An 18,467-nucleotide genomic window follows, 5' to 3' on the forward strand; every position below is an offset into this window, starting at 1 on the left:
CCCCCGCTGGTAAGGGTTACCTAACTTAGCCTTACCTTAGCGGATTGGCCAAGGGGCGTGGCGGCAGGATGCGGTAAATACGCGCGAATTCATGCATGAAGGAGACTGTCGTGTCGGCGAACAGCTTCGACGCCCGCAGCACGCTGCAGGTGGGCGACGAGTCGTACGAGATCTTCCGGCTGGACAAGGTTGAGGGCTCCGCCCGCCTTCCCTACAGCCTGAAGGTGCTGCTGGAGAACCTGCTCCGTACCGAGGACGGCGCGAACATCACCGCCGACCACATCCGGTCGCTCGGGAACTGGGACTCGCAGGCCCAGCCCAGCGAGGAGATCCAGTTCACGCCGGCCCGCGTGATCATGCAGGACTTCACCGGCGTTCCCTGCGTCGTGGACCTCGCCACCATGCGCGAGGCCGTGAAGGCCCTCGGCGGCGACCCGGCGAAGATCAACCCGCTCTCGCCCGCCGAGATGGTCATCGACCACTCGGTCATCGCCGACAAGTTCGGCACGAAGGACGCCTTCGCGCAGAACGTCGAGCTGGAGTACGGCCGCAACAAGGAGCGCTACCAGTTCCTGCGCTGGGGCCAGACCGCCTTCGACGACTTCAAGGTCGTCCCCCCGGGCACCGGCATCGTCCACCAGGTCAACATCGAGCACCTGGCCCGCACGGTCATGGTCCGCAACGGCCAGGCCTACCCCGACACCCTCGTCGGCACCGACTCGCACACCACCATGGTCAACGGCCTGGGCGTGCTGGGCTGGGGCGTCGGCGGCATCGAGGCCGAGGCCGCGATGCTCGGCCAGCCGGTCTCCATGCTGATCCCGCGCGTCGTGGGCTTCAAGCTGACCGGCGAGCTGCCCACCGGCACCACCGCCACCGACCTCGTGCTCACCATCACCGAGATGCTGCGCAAGCACGGCGTCGTCGGCAAGTTCGTCGAGTTCTACGGTGAGGGCGTCGCCGCCACCTCCCTCGCGAACCGCGCCACCATCGGCAACATGTCGCCGGAGTTCGGCTCCACCGCCGCGATCTTCCCGATCGACGACGAGACCCTGAAGTACCTGCGCCTGACCGGCCGCGACGCCCAGCAGGTCGCGCTCGTCGAGGCGTACGCCAAGGAGCAGGGCCTGTGGCTGGACCCGGCCGCCGAGCCGGACTTCTCGGAGAAGCTGGAGCTCGACCTCTCCACGGTCGTCCCCTCCATCGCCGGCCCGAAGCGCCCGCAGGACCGCATCGTCCTCGCCAACGCCTCCCAGCAGTTCGCGCTGGACGTGCGCAACTACGTCGAGGACGACGACGAGGCGGGCAAGGAGTCCTTCCCGGCCTCCGACTCCCCGGCCACCGTCGACGGCGTCCCGACCCGCCCGACGCTGGTCACCCTGGCCGACGGCTCCTCCTTCGAGATCGACCACGGCGCCGTCACCGTCGCCGCGATCACCTCCTGCACCAACACCTCGAACCCCTACGTCATGGTCGCCGCGGCGCTCGTGGCCAAGAAGGCGGTCGAGAAGGGCCTGTCCCGCAAGCCGTGGGTCAAGACCACCCTGGCCCCGGGCTCGAAGGTCGTCACCGACTACTTCGACAAGGCCGGCCTGACCCCGTACCTCGACAAGATGGGCTTCAACCTCGTCGGGTACGGCTGCACCACCTGCATCGGCAACTCCGGTCCGCTGGACGAGGAGATCTCGAAGGCGATCAACGAGCACGACCTCGCGGTCACCTCGGTCCTCTCGGGCAACCGCAACTTCGAGGGCCGGATCAACCCCGACGTCAAGATGAACTACCTGGCCTCCCCGCCGCTGGTCGTCGCGTACGCCATCGCCGGCTCCATGAAGGTGGACATCACCACCGAGGCCATCGGCATCGACACCGAGGGCAACCCGGTCTTCCTCAAGGACATCTGGCCCTCCGAGGCCGAGGTCAACGACGTCGTGGCGAACGCCATCGGCGAGGACATGTTCAGCAAGTCCTACCAGGACGTCTTCGCGGGCGACGCCCAGTGGCAGGCGCTGTCGATCCCGACCGGCAACACCTTCGAGTGGGACCCGCAGTCCACCTACGTCCGTAAGCCCCCCTACTTCGAGGGCATGACGATGGAGACCACCCCGGTCTCCGACATCGCCGGCGCCCGCGTGCTGGCGAAGCTGGGCGACTCGGTCACCACCGACCACATCTCCCCGGCCGGTGCGATCAAGGCCGACACCCCGGCCGGCAAGTACCTCACCGAGCACGGCGTCGAGCGCCGCGACTTCAACTCGTACGGTTCCCGCCGCGGCAACCACGAGGTCATGATCCGCGGTACGTTCGCCAACATCCGCCTGCGCAACCAGATCGCGCCGGGCACCGAGGGCGGCTTCACCCGCGACTTCACCGTCGAGGGCGCGCCGGTCTCCTTCATCTACGACGCCTCGCAGAACTACCAGGCCGCCGGCATCCCGCTGGTCATCCTGGCGGGCAAGGAGTACGGCTCCGGCTCCTCCCGTGACTGGGCGGCCAAGGGCACCGCGCTGCTCGGCGTCAAGGCCGTCATCGCCGAGTCCTACGAGCGCATCCACCGCTCGAACCTGATCGGCATGGGTGTCCTCCCGCTCCAGTTCCCGGAGGGCGCCACCGCCGCCTCCCTGGGCCTGACCGGCGAGGAGACCTTCGCCTTCACCGGTGTGGAGGAGCTGAACAACGGCACCACCCCGCGCACGGTCAAGGTGATCACCGACACGGGCGTGGAGTTCGACGCGGTCGTCCGCATCGACACGCCGGGTGAGGCGGACTACTACCGCAACGGCGGCATCATGCAGTACGTCCTGCGGAACCTCATCCGCGGCTGAGTCCGGACGGGTCCGCATTCCGGACCCGCGCCATTCGGCACCAAAGGGCCGTATCCCCGTTAAGGGGGTACGGCCCTTCCGCTTTTCGTGGTGGCGGTGCCAGATGACGGACAGGTCTCAACTCGGAAAAGCTGGCGGTCATCCTTGCGCATGATCTTGCTCACACGAGCTGAAGTGGACTATACCTGTGCCCGTCCGGATCATCGCCAAACGAGCGGCCCCGGACCGGGGGAGAGCGGGGACCTGCGGCGTTGCCCGTACGTGGGGCAACTGCCGTGTATTCCCCTCTCCTTCACACTCCTGACGAAGGCGAGGACTTGAGCATGGGATCCACCTCCGCCCACGGCGAGAACAGCAACGGCGCCGGCCTCGGCCGCCGTGACCTGATCAAGCGCTCCGCGGCACTCGGCCTCATCACCGTGCCGACGATGAGCTTCCTGTCCGCGTGCGCCTCGGGCGGCGAGGAGAACTCCACGAAGGGTCCCGACAAGGGTGTGGTGACCAAGGAGAACCCCTTCGGCGTCGCCAAGGGCAGCAAGCTGGACGTCGTCGTCTTCAAGGGCGGCTTCGGTGACGACTACGCGAAGGCCTGGGAGGCCGCCTTCGACAAGAAGTGGGGCACCACCAGCTCCCACCTGGGCACCCAGGAGATCACCGCCAAGCTCCAGCCGCGCTTCAACGGAGGCAATCCGCCGGACGTCGTCGACGACTCCGGCGCCCAGAAGATCCCGCTGGACGTCCTCGCCAAGAGCGGCCAGCTCGCCGACCTCACCGCGGTCCTCGACGCCCCCTCGCTCGACGACCCGACCAAGAAGGTCCGCGACACCCTGGTCGACGGAGCCGTCGACCAGGGCAAACAGGGCGGCAAGTACGTCACCCTGAAGTACGTGTACGCCGTCTTCGGCTTCTGGTACTCCGGCAAGCTCTTCAAGGAGAAGGGCTGGACCCCGCCGAAGACCTGGGACGAGTTCCTGGCCGTCTGCACCCAGGCCAAGGAGGCGGGCATCGGCGGCCTCGCCCACCAGGGCAAGCACCCGTACTACATCAACGTCGTCATCATGGACCTGATCGCCAAGAAGGGCGGCCTGGAGGCCCTGAAGGCCATCGACCACCTGGAGCCGAACGCCTTCGAGGGCAACCCGGCCGCCCTCGCCGCGGTCGAGGCGGTCTACGAGGTGGTCGAGAAGGGCCTGCTGATGCCGGGCACCAACGGCCTCACCCACACGGAGTCCCAGACCGCCTGGAACGAGTACAAGGCGGCCTTCATCCCCTCCGGCTCCTGGCTGGAGAACGAGCAGCTGAAGCAGACCCCGCCGGACTTCGACATGAAGTTCCTGCCGGTACCGGTGCTCGCCGACAGCAAGATGCCCTTCGAGGCCATCCGGGCCGGCGTCGACGAGCCCTTCATCGTCCCCGAGAAGGCCGCCAACAAGGCCGCGGGCCTGGAGTTCCTGCGCTCGATGCTGTCCCGCGAATGGTCGACGATCTTCGCCCAGCAGGCCAACTCCCTCACCGTCGTCAAGGACGGCGTGGACCCGAACGTCAAGCTGCGGCCGGGCACCCAGTCGACGGTGGACGCCCTCAAGGGAGCCGGCACCAACACCTTCAGCTACCGCTACACCGACTGGTACAGCGAGATGGACACCGAGATCCAGAACGCGTCCAATGAGCTGATGGCCCAGCGGATCCAGCCGAAGGAATGGATCAAGCGGGCCCAGGCTGCGGTAGACAAGGCGGCCAAGGACCCGAACGCCAAGAACAACCGCCGCAGCTGACACCGCGCCCACCGGACACCCGGCAACACCAGGGACGGACACCATGAGCCACGTAGCCCAGGGGAAAAGGAAGAACGGCTTCGTCGCCGGCTTCCTCATCGCGCCACTCGCGCTGTACCTCACCTTCGTCATCTGGCCGTATGTGCAGACATTCGGCTATTCCTTCACCAACTGGACGGGCCAGTCACCGACGTTCGACTTCGTCGGCCTGGACAACTACGCGACGTTGCTGCAGGACGAGGTCTTCCGCGGCGCCCTCTGGCACAACCTGCTGCTCCTGGTGTTCGTCCCGGTGATCACCATCCTGCTGGCCCTCTTCTTCGCCTTCATGGTCAACGCGGGAGGGCGCAGCGGGGCCGGCGGGGTGCAGGGGGTCGGCGGCTCCCGTTTCTACAAGGTCGTCTACTTCTTCCCGCAGGTCCTCTCCCTGGCCATCCTCGCCGTCCTCTTCGGCGCGATCTACCGCAGCGACCAGGGCGGCCTGCTCAACGGCTTCCTCGTCAAGGCCGGCCTGGTCGACCCGCAGCACCCCGTCGAATGGCTCAACGAGCCCGACCTCGTCCTGTGGTGCCTGCTGTTCGTGGTCGTCTGGCACGGCGTCGGCTTCTACCTCGTGCTGTTCTCCGCGGCCATGCAGTCCGTGCCGAAGGACATCTACGAGGCCGCGCTGCTCGACGGCGCCGGGCGCGCCCAGACCTTCTTCAAGGTCACGCTGCCCCTGTTGTGGGATTCTGTGCAGACCTCCGCGGTCTACCTGGGCATCGCCGCGATGGACATGTTCGTCCTCGTGTCGACCATGACATCCGGCCAGTTCGGCGGCGGACCCGACCACCACAGCGAGGTCATGTCGACGGTGCTGATGCGCAACTTCCTGTACTTCGGCAAGAGCGGATACGCCTGCGCCATGGGCGTGGTCATGCTCGCCCTGACCATGATCCTCTCCGTCATCACGCTGCGTGCCACCCGCCGCGAGCGCATCGAGTTCTGAGCGGGAGACCTCCATGACCACAGTGACCAAGGTTCAGGGCGAAGCGGCCGAGGAGAAGTCCGGCGGGTCCGGCCGCCCGGGGGAGCGGGCCAGGCGCGGCTCCGAGGGCGTGGTCCTCAACGTCTTCTCGCACGGCTTCCTCGTCCTCTGGGCGATAATGATCGTCCTGCCCCTGATCTGGCTCGCGCTCGGCTCCTTCAAGACCGACGCGCAGATCGGCGGCTCGGCCCTGAGCTGGCCCTCGAACTGGCATTTCGACGCGTTCGGGCGGGCCTGGGACAAGGGCATTGGCGGCTACTTCGCCAACACGCTGATCGTGCTGGTGTTCTCCGTCCCGCTGACCATGCTGTTCGGCTCGATGGCCGCGTACGTGCTGGCCCGCTACCCCTTCACGGGCAACCGGGTCATCTACTACTTCTTCGTCGGCGGGGCGATGTTCCCGGTGTTCCTGGCGCTCGTACCGCTGTTCTTCATGGTCAAGCGCTTCGACATGCTCAACAGCTACCAGGGCCTGATCCTGGTGTACGTCGCCTACTCGATGCCGTTCACCGTCTTCTTCATGCACTCCTTCTTCCGGACGCTGCCCACCGCGGTCCACGAGGCGGCGGTGATCGACGGGGCCTCCGACACCCGGATCTTCTTCCAGGTGATGCTGCCCATGGCCAAGCCCGGCCTGATCAGCGTCGGCATCTTCAACGTGCTGGGCCAGTGGAACCAGTACATCCTGCCCGCCGTGCTGATGCAGCCGCAGACGAGCGGGGACCCCGAGCGCTACATGCTCACCCAGGGGCTCATCCAGCTCCAGTACCAGATGGGCTACGAGACGGACCTGCCGGTGCTGTTCGCCGGGGCCACCATCGCGGTCATCCCGATGCTCGCGGTGTACCTCTCCTTCCAGCGCCAGATCCAGGCCGGCCTGACCTCCGCCACCCTCAAGTAGGGCAGCGGCGGTCAGCAGCATCGGCCTCTCCCTCCTCCGCCGGTCCTACAGCCAGGTGTTGAACTTGCGGATGTACCAGGTCTTCACGAGCTGCGTGAGCGTGCAGTAGGCGAGGAGTACGCCGATCAGCCACGGGAAGTAGCTCGCCGGCAGGGCCACGAAGCCCAGCGACGGAGCCAGCGGCGAGAAGGGCAGGTAGAGCCCGGTCAGCACCGCGAGGACGGTCATCACCATCACCGGCCAGGAGGCGCGGGACTGGATGAAGGGGATCTTCCGGGTACGGATCATGTGGACGACCAGGGTCTGCGAGAGCAGGCCCTCGATGAACCAGCCGGACTGGAAGAGGGACTGGCTCGCCTCGCTGTTGGCGCCGAACACGTGCCACATGATCAGGAACATCGAGATGTCGAACACCGAGCTGACGGGGCCGATGGTGACCATGAAGCGGAAGATGCCCTTGGCGTCCCAGTTGCGGGGCTTGCGCAGGTACTCCTCGTCCATCCGGTCCCACGGCGTGGCAAGCTGCGCGATGTCGTAGACCAGGTTCTGCAGCAGCAGCATGATCGCCAGCATCGGCTGGAAGGGGATGAAGGCGCTCGCCACCAGCACCGAGAAGACGTTGCCGAAGTTCGACGAGGCCGTCATCTTGATGTACTTGATGGTGTTGCCGAAGGTGGTCCGGCCCTGGACGACCCCCTGTTCCAGGACGGTCAGGTCCTTCTCCAGCAGGATGATGTCCGCCGACTCCTTGGCGATGTCGACGGCGGTGTCGACCGAGATGCCGACGTCCGCGTCGCGCAGGGCGGCCGCGTCGTTGATGCCGTCCCCGAGGAAGCCGACGGTGTGCCCGTCGGCCTGCAGGGCCCTGACGATCCGGGCCTTCTGGACCGGGTTGACCTTGGCGAAGACGGTCGTACGGGCGGCCAGCGCGCGCAGTGCCGTGTCGTCGAGGGCGTCGGTCTCGGAGCCGGGCACCACGTGCCCGACGTCGATGCCGACGTCCGCGCAGACCCGGGCCGCGACCAGCTCGTTGTCGCCGGTGACCACCTTCACCGCGATGCCCTTGTCGGCCAGGCCCTGGAGGGCCCGGGCCGCGTCGGCCTTCGGCGGGTCGAGGAAGGCGAGGAAGCCGACCAGGGTCAGCTGGTCCTCGTCGGCGACCGTGTAGGTGTCGCGGGGCGTGCAGACCGTACGGGTGGCCACCGCGAGCACCCGCAGGCCCCGGCGGTTGTTCTCCTCGGCGATCCCGGTGACGTGCCGGCGCAGCTGTGCGGTCAGCTCGACCTTCTGGCCGCGGTCCGTCATATGGGTGCACAGGTCCAGGACTTCCTCGACGGCGCCCTTGGTGATCATGATGTGCTCGGCGCGGCCGGGACCGGCCACGAGGGAGTTGCGGCTCAGGACCACGGACATGCGGCGCCGGGCGAAGTCGAAGGGGATCTCGTCGACCATCGAGAACCGTGCGTCGACGACAACCTCCTCGGCCTCGTCCACGCGGTCGATGACCGCCTGGTCCATCAGGTTGCGCAGTCCCGTCTGGAAGTGCGCGTTGAGGTAGCCGTACTCCAGGACCTCGCCGTCCTCGTCGCCGTGCACGTCCAGGTAGCGGTCCAGGACGATCCGGTCCTCGGTGAGGGTGCCGGTCTTGTCGGTGCAGAGCACGTCCATCGCGCCCAGGTTCTGGATCGCGTTGAGCCGCTTGACGACCACCTTGCGCTTGGACATGGCGACGGCTCCGCGCGCCAGGTTGGCGGAGACGACCATGGGGAGCATCTCGGGGGTCAGACCCACCGCGACGGCGATGCCGAAGAGGAAGGCCTCGTCCCAGTCGCCCTTGGTGAGGCCGTTGACCATGAAGACGACCGGGACCATGACCAGCATGAACCGGATCAGCAGGAAGCTGACCTTGCGCACGCCGTTGTCGAAGTTGGTCTGCGGGCGCTCGCCGACGAGCGAGCCGGCCATGGAGCCGAAGTAGGTGTCGGAGCCGGTGGCGACCACGACCCCGGTGGCGGTGCCGGAGGTGACCGAGGTCCCCATCAGGCAGAGGTTGTCTGCCTCCACCGGGTCGGAGCTTTCCTGCTGGCCGAGGTCCACCGGGCGGGTGTCGGCCTTGGCGACGGGCAGGGACTCGCCGGACAGCGCGGCCTGGCTGACCATCAGGTCCTTGGAGGTGATGAGCCGCAGGTCGGCCGGGATCAGGTCACCGGCGGCCAGCTTGACCATGTCGCCGGGGACCACCTGGTCCATGGGGACCTCGAAGGTGGTGGGGGCGGAGCCGCTGCCGGCCCGCCGCTGCACCGCGCACGTGGTGGTGACGAGCTTCTTCAGCGCGTCCGCGGCGCGGCCGGAGCGGAACTCCTGCCAGAAGCGCAGCAGCCCGCTGACCCCCACCATCACGGAGAGGATGATGACGCCCGGGTCGCCGGGGTCCTGCCAGTACATGACGGCGGCCAGGAAGACCAGGACGGCGATGAAGGGGTTCCAGTACGCCTTCCCCAGCTGGACGAGCCAGTGCGGGGCGCGCTCCTGGGCGACGGCGTTCGGGCCGTGCCGCTCCAGGCGCAGTGCGGCCTCGGCGTGGGTCAGGCCGTTCGCCGAGGCGTCCACGTCCTGAAGGGCGCGGACGCCCGGGCCGGCGCTGATCCCGGCGAGGCGCTCGCCGACGAGCCGGGTACGGGCCTCCAGCTCGGCGGCCTTGCGCTCGCGGCGGCCGCGGCCCGGCGGTGCGAGCTTGGCCGGGGTACGAGGGGTGAGCATGGTCATGACGAATACCTCCCTCCACGGTGTCCGGGCAGCGCGAAGCCGAGCGGTCACGTGGAGTGATCATGGGTCGGCGTGAAACGGCACGGAAGGCCGGACGGCACGCCGAGGGCATGGATGACGCAGGCCCGGCAGAGGTGCCGGAGCGTGCGGAGGAAAAGAGGGTGAGCCCTCCGGAAGGGACGCGGAGGCAGCGGTGTGCCGCGGCCTTGCGTACTAGGGGAGGGGGCAGCCGATCATCCGAGCCGGTGGATCACCGGGTCAGTCGATCACCGGGCCGGCGGACCGCTGGGTCAGCCGACGAGGGCGCTGCAAAGACTTCGATCGGGACTCATCCCGAACACCTCCTTGCGCAGCGCCGTCATTACGAGGCGCCCGGTCCGGCCGGAAAGGCCGCAGAGGACCGGCGCCTCAGCGACCGTAGCACGATCTCTCGGGGGGTCTCTCCCTCTTTTGGCCGGTAGTGTCCCATTCGTGCTGTGTCAGCCTCTTGACGTGTGGAGGACCAAAGGCTCGACTTAAGGTTCACAAGTTGGAGAGACGCCGGGGTCTCGGAGTGTGCAGCCGCGACGGCCCGGCCGGGGGGCGACGGCTGGCCGTCGCTTATGGGCAGGAGTGGATGAGTCGTGCAGACTCCCGGATCGCAGTCCTCGCTGCATCGGGCGAACCTCGAACGGGTCGTGCGGGCGGTGCGGCTCGCGGGTTCGCTGACCCAGGCGGAGATCGCCCGCGCCACCGGACTCTCGGCGGCAACGGTCTCCAACATCGTCCGTGAGCTCAAGGACGGCGGGACCGTCGAGGTCACCGACACCTCGGCCGGGGGCCGCCGGGCCCGCAGCGTCTCCCTCAGCGGCGACGCGGGCATCGTCATCGGCGTCGACTTCGGCCACGCCCACCTGCGGGTCGCGGTCGGCAACCTGGCCCACCAGGTACTGGCCGAGGAGTCCGAGCCGCTGGACGTCGACGACTCCTGGGCGGAGGGCTTCGACCGGGCCGAAGCCCTGGTGGGGCGGCTGATCGCGGGCATCGGGGTGGGCCTGGAGAAGGTCATCGGCGTCGGCCTCGGCGTCCCCGGCCCCATCGACGTGGAGTCCGGGACCCTGGGCTCGACCGCCATCCTGCCGGGCTGGGCCGGCATCAACCCCCGCCAGGAGCTCTCGCAGCGCCTCGGGGTGCCCGTGTACGTGGACAACGACGCGAACCTCGGGGCGCTCGGTGAACTCGTTTGGGGGAGCGGCCGGGGAGTGAAGGACCTGGCCTACATCAAGGTCGCCAGCGGCGTCGGCGCCGGCCTGGTGATCAACGGCCAGATCTACCGGGGGCCGGGCGGCACGGCGGGCGAGATCGGGCACATCACCCTGGACGAGTCGGGCCCGGTCTGCCGGTGCGGCAACCGCGGCTGCCTGGAGACCTTCGCCGCCGCGCGGTACGTGCTGCCGCTGCTCCAGGGCACGCACGGACCGGAGTTGACGATGGAGCGGGTGGTCGAGCTGGCCCGCGGCGGGGACCCGGGCTGCCGCCGGGTGATCACGGACGTGGGCCGCCACGTCGGCAGCGGCGTGGCCAGCCTCTGCAACCTCCTGAACCCCAGCAGGGTGGTCCTCGGCGGCTCGCTCGCGGACGCCGGTGAACTCGTCCTGGCTCCCATCCGTGAATCAGTGGGGAGGTACGCCATCCCCAGCGCGGCACGGCAACTGTCGGTGCTGACGGGGTCCCTGGGCGGACGGGCCGAGGTGCTGGGAGCACTGGCCCTCGTACTCAGCGAGATGGGCGATTCGACTCTTTTGTCGGACCATGGAAGTGGAGTGCGAGCACCAGCCGTCTTGTCTTCAGGTAGATAACGGATGGCACCGTTGTCATCTCGTTAAGGATTCACTCCTTGACGGCAAAACGCGGCCGGGGTTGACTCACATCCACCTCGGCCGCAGCGTTGCGGCCTCGTCAGGGAGGTTCAAGTAATGAACACGCGTATGCGTAGAGCCGCCGTAGCCGTCGCCGCCGGTGCCATGGCCGTTTCCCTCGCCGCCTGTGGCAGCGCCAAGGAAGCCGGAGACAAGACCAAGGAGTCCGGCGCCGCCAAGGGCGACGCGATCAAGGTCGGGCTGCTCCTGCCGGAGAACCAGACCGCGCGCTACGAGAAGTTCGACAAGCCGCTCATCGAGAAGAAGGTCGCCGAACTCACCGGCGGCAAGGGCGAAGTGGTCTACGCCAACGCCAAGCAGGACGCCACCACGCAGAACTCCCAGGTCGACACGATGATCACCAACAAGGTGAACGTCCTCATCGTCGACGCGGTGGACTCGAAGGCGATCGCCGGCGCGGTCAAGCGGGCCAAGGACGCGGGCATCCCGGTCGTCGCCTACGACCGCCTGGCCGAGGGTCCGATCGACGCCTACACCTCCTTCGACAACGAAGAGGTCGGCAAGGTCCAGGGCAAGGCGCTCCTGGAGGCGCTGGGCGACAAGGCCAAGGACGGCCAGATCGTCATGATGAACGGTTCGGTCACCGACCCGAACGCCAAGCTCTTCAAGTCCGGTGCGCACTCCGTCCTCGACGGCAAGGTGAACATCGGCAAGGAGTACGACACCGTCGAGTGGAAGCCGGAGAACGCCAACACCAACATGGCGGCCGCCCTCTCGGCGCTCGGCAAGGACAAGGTCATCGGCGTCTACTCCGCCAACGACGGCATGGCGGGCGGCATCATCACCGCCCTCAAGGCCGCCGGCCTGTCCACCCTGCCCCCCGTCACCGGCCAGGACGCCGAACTCGCCGGTGTCCAGCGGATCGTCGCGGGCGAGCAGTTCATGAGCGTCTACAAGCCGTACGCCCCCGAGGCCGAGGCCGCCGCGAAGATGGCCGTGGCCCTCGCCAAGGGCGAGAAGGTCTCCGGCGTCACCACCTCCACGGTCGACAGCCCGACCGCCAAGGGCGTCCCGGCCGTGCTGATCCCGGTCGTCTCGCTCACCAAGAGCAACATCAAGGACACCGTCATCAAGGACGGCGTCTACACGGCCGACGAGATCTGCACCGACAAGTACGCGGCCGCCTGCGCCACCCTCGGCCTGAAGTAAGGCCCCCGTCGCCCGCTCCGCGAGGCGACCCCCGCGCCTGCCCGGTGCCCCGCACCCCTTATCCCCGCCACCCGCGGGGCGCCGGGCAGAAACGATTCCCTTTTACCTCCCCCCCATTCGCCCCGCTCCTGCTCTTTTGCACGACATCCCCGCCGGTCAGGCGGCGAAGGAGATGGTTCATGTGTCCGCTGCGCCCGTGCTGGCGTTGCGAGGGGTCTCGAAGCGGTTCGGCGCCGTTCAGGCCCTGACCGACGTAGAACTCGAGATCCACTCCGGTGAAGTGGTCGCCCTCGTCGGCGACAACGGCGCCGGCAAGTCCACGCTGGTCAAGACGATCGCCGGCGTGCACCCCATCGATGACGGCGTCATCGAGTGGCAGGGCAGCCCGGTCACCATCGGCAAGCCCCACGACGCCCAGAACCTGGGCATCGCGACGGTCTACCAGGACCTCGCGCTGTGCGACAACATCGACGTCGTCGGCAACCTCTTCCTCGGCCGCGAGCTCAAGCGCCGCGGCATCCTGGACGAGGTGGAGATGGAGCGCCGTGCCCGCGAGCTCCTGACCACCCTGTCCATCCGGATCCCCAGTGTCCGGATCCCCATCGCCTCGCTCTCCGGCGGCCAGCGCCAGACCGTGGCCATCGCCCGGTCGATGCTCGGCGAGCCCCAGCTCGTGATCCTCGACGAGCCCACCGCCGCCCTCGGCGTCGAGCAGACCGCACAGGTCCTCGACCTCGTCGAGCGGCTGCGCGAGCGAGGCCACGCCGTCATCCTCATCAGCCACAACATGGCCGATGTGAAGGCCGTCGCCGACAAGGTGGCGGTTCTGCGGCTGGGCCGCAACAACGGTGTCTTCAACGTCGCCGACACCTCGCAGGAAGAGATCATCTCCGCCATCACGGGAGCCACGGACAACGCCGTGACCCGCCGGGCGGCCCGCACCGGGGAGGCTCGCAAGTGAACACCGAGAACCCAGCCGCCGACCCGCTGCACAAGGCGGTCAAGAACGACGGGGCCGAGGACCACGAGGTCGTCAACCCGGCCGCCGCGGCGGACGCCATCCCCGCCGTGGACCCCCGCCTGCTCGTCCGCGAGCAGGGCCTGTCCGGGTACCTGAACGAGTTCGGCCGCAAGATGAAGGCCGGCGACCTGGGCTCCCTCCCGGTCGTCATCGGCCTGATCATCATCTGGTCCATCTTCCAGGGCCTGAACTCGAACTTCCTCTCCCCGGAGAACCTCACCAACGTCGCGATCACGATGGTCGCCACCGGCATGATGGCCGTCGGCATCATCTTCGTGCTGCTGCTCGGCGAGATCGACCTCTCGGTCGGCTCGGTCAGCGGCGTCTCGGGGGCGATCGTCGCCGTCCTCGCCGTCACCCACGGCGTGAACGAATGGCTGGCCATCCTCGCGGCCGTCGCGGGCGGCGCCCTGATCGGCTCGATCCACGGCTTCTTCTTCGCCCGGATCGGCGCCCCGGCCTTCGCCGTCACCCTGTCGGGCCTGCTCTTCTGGTCCGGCGCGATGCTGCAGATCCTCGGCAGCAACGGCACGATCAACCTGGACTCCGAAGGCGTCGTCGGCCAGCTGACCACGTACTTCTTCTCGGACGTGGCCGTCGGCTACGGCCTGGCCGCACTCGCGGTGGCGGGGTACTTCCTCGCCACGTTCTTCGACGCGCGCCGCCGCGAGGCCGCCGGGGTCCCCTCCCGGCCGCTCACCGAGATCCTGCTGCGCACCGGTCTGCTCGCGGTGTTCACCTTCGGCCCCGCGGTCGTGTTCAACCAGTACAAGGGCCTGCCCCTGGCGGTGGTGCTCTTCCTGCTGGCGCTGGTCGCCACGGACTTCGTCCTGCGCCGCACCACCTTCGGCCGCCAGGTCTTCGCGCTCGGCGGCAGCGTCGAGGCCTCCCGGCGCGCCGGCATCAACGTCAACCGGGTCCGGATCACGGTCTTCGCCATCGCCGGCACCTTCGCCGCCATCGGCGGCCTCTTCTGGGCCTCCAAGATCGCGGCGGCCAACCAGAGCGCCGGCGCCGGTGACCTGCTGATGAACGTCATCGCGGCGGCCGTCATCGGCGGCACCAGCCTCTTCGGCGGCCGGGGCCGCACCTGGAACGCCCTCCTCGGTGTCATGGTGATCACCTCGATCCAGTACGGTCTGGCCCTGGAGGGAATCGCGACCCCGATCCAGTACATGATCACTGGAGCGGTGCTGCTGGCCACCGTGGTGATCGACTCGGTCACGCGCAAGACGCAGAAGACGGCCGGACGCGCCTGACCGCGCGTCCCCGCCGCCGGTCCGCCGTACCGGACCGGCGGTAAGACCGGTCACAGTGCCCGGTGCCACTTCGTGTGGCACCGGGCACCTGTGCGTGCATCCGTGGGTACGACTGTGCGGGTATACGCCCGAATGTGATGTGTGCGGTCACTCGGGGGCGTACATGTATGACAAAGGTGTGACCCGCTCGGGACGGCCCGATGACCGTGCCCGCGGGCGGAAGATTAGACTCGACAGACCAGCAAGCAACTGCAAGGAGGCACGGGTGCTGCTGACCCGCATCAAGGGACCGCGCGATCTGGACCGGCTCAGCCAGGAGGAGCTCGACCAGCTCGCCGCCGAGATCAGGTCCTTCCTCGTCGACGCCGTCTCCAAGACCGGCGGGCACCTCGGCCCCAACCTCGGGGTGGTCGAACTGACGATCGCCCTGCACCGGGTCTTCGACTCGCCCAAGGACAAGGTCCTCTTCGACACCGGCCACCAGTCCTACGTCCACAAGCTGCTCACCGGCCGCCAGGACTTCGGCAACCTGCGTTCCAAGGGCGGCCTCTCCGGCTACCCCTCGCGCGCCGAGTCCGACCACGACGTGATCGAGAACTCGCACGCCTCCACCGTGCTGGGCTGGGCCGACGGCATCGCCAAGGCCAACGAGGTGCTCGGCCGCGAGGACCACCACGTCGCCGCCGTCATCGGCGACGGCGCGCTGACCGGCGGCATGGCCTGGGAGGCGCTGAACAACATCGCCGCCGCCAAGGACCGGCCCCTGGTCATCGTCGTCAACGACAACGAGCGCTCGTACGGCCCCACCATCGGCGGCCTCGCCAACCACCTGGCCACCCTGCGCACCACGGACGGCTACGAGCGCTTCCTGGCCCGCGGCAAGGACATCCTGGAGCGCACCCCGGTCGTCGGGAAGCCGCTCTACGAGACCCTGCACGGCGCCAAGAAGGGCCTCAAGGACTTCATCGCCCCGCAGGGCATGTTCGAGGACCTCGGCCTGAAGTACATCGGCCCCATCGACGGCCACGACATCGAGGCCCTGGAGTCCGCCCTGCAGCGCGCCAAGCGCTTCAGCGGGCCGGTCATCGTGCACTGCCTCACCCAGAAGGGCCGCGGCTACACCCCGGCCCTGGAGCACGAGGCGGACCGCTTCCACGCGGTCGGCGTGATCCACCCCGACACCGGCCTCCCGGTCGCCACCGACGCCGCGAGCTGGACCTCCGTCTTCGCGGACGAGATGGTCAAGCTCGGCCACGAGCGCCCGGACATCGTCGGCATCACGGCGGCCATGCTCCACCCGGTCGGCCTGAAGAAGTTCGCGGACGCCTTCCCGGACCGGATCTTCGACGTCGGCATCGCCGAGCAGCACGGCGCCACCTCGGCGGCGGGCCTGGCCACCGGCGGCGCCCACCCGGTCTTCGCGGTGTACGCGACCTTCCTCAACCGCGCCTTCGACCAGGTCCTGATGGACGTGGCCCTGCACAAGTGCGGTGTCACCTTCGTCCTGGACCGCGCCGGCGTCACCGGCACCGACGGTGCCTCCCACAACGGTATGTGGGACATGTCGATCATGCAGGTCGTACCGGGTCTGCGGCTCGCCGCCCCGCGTGACGCCGAGCAGCTGCGCGCCCAGCTGCGCGAGGCCGTCGCGGTCAAGGACGCGCCGACCGTCGTGCGCTACTCCAAGGGCGTCGTCGGCCCGGCCGTCCCGGCCGTCGGCCGGATCGGCGGCATGGACGTGCTGCGCGAGCCCGGGGCCGACGTCACCCGTCCGGACGTACTGCTCGTCTCGGTCGGCGCACTGGCCCCGATGTGCCTGGAGATCGCCTCCCTGCTGGACAAGCAGGGCATCACCACCACCGTGGTCGACCCCCGCTGGGTCAAGCCGGTGGACGAGGCGCTGCCCCCGCTCGCCGAGCGCCACCGCGTGGTCGTCACGGTCGAGGACAACGGCCGTACCGGCGGTGTGGGTTCGGCCGTCTCGCAGGCGCTCCGGGACGCGGGGATCGACGTACCGCTGCGCGACTTCGGCATCCCGCAGCGCTTCCTCGACCACGCCTCCCGCAAGGAGGTCATGGCCGAGATCGGGCTGACCGCACCGGACATCGCGCGGCAGGTCACCGGCCTGGTGGCCAAGCTGGACGGGCGCTACGACAGCGAGCAGGCCGCCACGGTCGACTAGCCGGCGGACCGACGCGCGGTTGCACGTCACGGGCCGGGAGATCACCCTTGAAGAGGGTGGGCCTCCCGGCCCGTTCCCGTCTTGGGAGGTGCGTAGGTGAGTACGGATCTGAACAGTCCCTTCCGCACCAAGTCGGTCGAGCAGTCCATCCGGGACACCGAGGAACCGGAGCATGCGCTCCGTAAATCGCTCTCCGCCTGGGACCTGACCGTCTTCGGCGTCGGCGTCATCATCGGCACCGGCATTTTCGTTCTCACGGGCATCGCGGCCCGGAACAACGCCGGACCCGCCACTGCCCTGGCGTTCGTGGCGGCCGGCATCGTCTGCGCCCTCGCGGCGCTCTGCTACGCGGAGTTCGCGTCCACCGTGCCGGTGGCAGGCTCGGCGTACACCTTCGCCTACGCGTCCATCGGTGAACTGCCCGCCTGGATCATCGGCTGGGACCTGGTGCTCGAATTCGCGCTCGGCACCGCCGTGGTGGCGGTCGGCTGGTCGGGGTACGTGCGCCATCTCATGCAGACCAACCTCGGCTGGGACATGCCCGTAGCGCTGTCCGGACCCGACGCGGGAGGCACCTTCGACCTGCTGGCCTTCCTGCTGATCCTGGCGCTGACCGCGGTCCTGGTCATCGGGACGAAGCTCTCGGCGCGCATCACGGCGATCGTGGTCGCCATCAAGGTCACCGTGGTGCTGCTGGTCATCGTCGCGGGCCTGTTCTTCATCAAGGCCGACAACTACTCGCCGTTCATCCCCCCGGCCGAGCCGCAGGCGGCGGGCGGCGGCATCCACGCGCCGCTGGTCCAGCTGCTCTTCGGCTACGCGCCCACCAACTTCGGCGTCATGGGTATCTTCACCGCGGCCTCGCTGATCTTCTTCGCCTTCATCGGCTTCGACGTCGTGGCCACGGCGGCGGAGGAGACCAAGAACCCCCAGCGGGACATGCCGCGCGGCATCCTCGGCTCGCTGATCATCTGCACGGTGCTCTACGTCGCCGTGACGCTGGTCGTCACCGGCATGCAGAAGTACACGGAGATGTCACCGACCGCGCCACTGGCCGAAGCCTTCAAGTCGGTGAACCAGCCCTTCTTCTCCGGTGCCATCAGTCTCGGGGCAGCCGTCGGCCTGATCACCGTGAGCATGATCCTGCTGCTGGGCCAGACCCGCGTGTTCTTCGCGATGAGCCGTGACGGACTGCTGCCGCGCGTCTTCTCCGTCACCCACCCCAAGTACCGCACCCCCTACCGGGCGACCGTCCTGCTCGGTGTGGTCATCGCCGTCGTCGCGGGCTTCACCAGCCTGGAGAAGCTCGCGGAGCTGGTGAACATCGGCACCCTGTTCGCCTTCGTGATCGTCGCCCTCGGCGTGATCATCATGCGCCGGACCCGCCCCGACCTGCACCGGGCCTTCCGCACCCCGTGGGTGCCGCTGATCCCGATCCTGTCGATCGCGGCCTCGCTCTGGCTGATGCTCAACCTGCCGGCCGAGACCTGGATCCGGTTCGGCATCTGGATGGCGATCGGCATCGTCGTCTACTACGCCTACGGCCGCGGCCACAGCCGGCTGGGCCGCGTCGGACGCGACGCCACGTTCTAGGCGCCGTCGCATACCGGAAGCGGGCCGTACGGGGATCCCCGTACGGCCCG

Annotated in this window: 11 protein-coding genes; 10 read left to right on the top strand and 1 reads right to left on the bottom strand. The window is 68.4% G+C overall.

What is annotated here, in order from left to right:
- Window positions 1–110: 110 nt before the first annotated feature.
- The 4 genes from acnA to AB0D94_RS23910 all read left to right on the top strand — a co-directional run bounded on the left by acnA (window position 111) and on the right by AB0D94_RS23910 (window position 6,528).
- Window positions 111–2,825 carry an aconitate hydratase AcnA gene (gene acnA, locus AB0D94_RS23895; RefSeq protein WP_362055281.1) on the top strand — a complete coding sequence of 905 codons (2,715 nt, stop codon included), beginning with the start codon at window positions 111–113 and terminating at the stop codon, window positions 2,823–2,825.
- A 323-nt stretch (window positions 2,826–3,148) separates the two neighbouring features.
- Window positions 3,149–4,600 (top strand): N-acetylglucosamine/diacetylchitobiose ABC transporter substrate-binding protein, encoded by a 1,452-nt coding sequence (gene ngcE, locus AB0D94_RS23900; protein WP_362055283.1) that lies wholly within the window; start codon window positions 3,149–3,151, stop codon window positions 4,598–4,600.
- A 43-nt stretch (window positions 4,601–4,643) separates the two neighbouring features.
- Window positions 4,644–5,588, top strand: a complete 945-nt coding sequence (locus tag AB0D94_RS23905; RefSeq protein WP_362055285.1) for a sugar ABC transporter permease — start codon at window positions 4,644–4,646, stop codon at window positions 5,586–5,588.
- 13 nt (window positions 5,589–5,601) lie between these two features.
- On the top strand, window positions 5,602–6,528 hold the full coding sequence (locus tag AB0D94_RS23910) for a carbohydrate ABC transporter permease (protein WP_362055288.1): 927 nt from the start codon (window positions 5,602–5,604) through the stop codon (window positions 6,526–6,528).
- A gap of 45 nt (window positions 6,529–6,573) precedes the next feature.
- Here the strand turns inward: AB0D94_RS23910 and mgtA are convergent, their stop codons facing one another.
- Entirely contained in the window at window positions 6,574–9,294 is a 2,721-nt protein-coding gene (mgtA, locus tag AB0D94_RS23915) for a magnesium-translocating P-type ATPase (RefSeq protein WP_362055290.1), read from the bottom strand.
- A 623-nt stretch (window positions 9,295–9,917) separates the two neighbouring features.
- On the opposite strand from mgtA, the gene AB0D94_RS23920 reads away from it, so the two are divergent.
- The 6 genes from AB0D94_RS23920 (at window position 9,918) to AB0D94_RS23945 (ending at window position 18,417) form a co-directional block, all read left to right on the top strand.
- Complete coding sequence (locus AB0D94_RS23920; RefSeq protein ID WP_362055292.1) at window positions 9,918–11,132, top strand: ROK family transcriptional regulator; 1,215 nt, start codon at window positions 9,918–9,920, stop codon at window positions 11,130–11,132.
- A 117-nt stretch (window positions 11,133–11,249) separates the two neighbouring features.
- A complete protein-coding gene (locus AB0D94_RS23925; RefSeq protein WP_362055294.1) occupies window positions 11,250–12,362 on the top strand; it encodes a substrate-binding domain-containing protein in 1,113 nt (370 codons plus the stop codon).
- A 172-nt stretch (window positions 12,363–12,534) separates the two neighbouring features.
- Window positions 12,535–13,323, top strand: a complete 789-nt coding sequence (locus tag AB0D94_RS23930) for an ATP-binding cassette domain-containing protein (protein WP_362055296.1) — start codon at window positions 12,535–12,537, stop codon at window positions 13,321–13,323.
- 98 nt (window positions 13,324–13,421) lie between these two features.
- On the top strand, window positions 13,422–14,642 hold the full coding sequence (locus tag AB0D94_RS23935; RefSeq protein WP_362055308.1) for a sugar ABC transporter permease: 1,221 nt from the start codon (window positions 13,422–13,424) through the stop codon (window positions 14,640–14,642).
- Window positions 14,643–14,907: 265 nt separating this feature from the next.
- Complete coding sequence (dxs, locus tag AB0D94_RS23940; RefSeq protein WP_362055298.1) at window positions 14,908–16,824, top strand: 1-deoxy-D-xylulose-5-phosphate synthase; 1,917 nt, start codon at window positions 14,908–14,910, stop codon at window positions 16,822–16,824.
- Window positions 16,825–16,920: 96 nt separating this feature from the next.
- A complete protein-coding gene (locus AB0D94_RS23945) occupies window positions 16,921–18,417 on the top strand; it encodes an amino acid permease (protein ID WP_362055300.1) in 1,497 nt (498 codons plus the stop codon).
- The last annotated feature ends 50 nt before the right edge of the window (window positions 18,418–18,467 follow it).

This window comes from Streptomyces sp. NPDC048255, assembly GCF_040652415.1.
Taxonomy (GTDB): domain Bacteria; phylum Actinomycetota; class Actinomycetes; order Streptomycetales; family Streptomycetaceae; genus Streptomyces.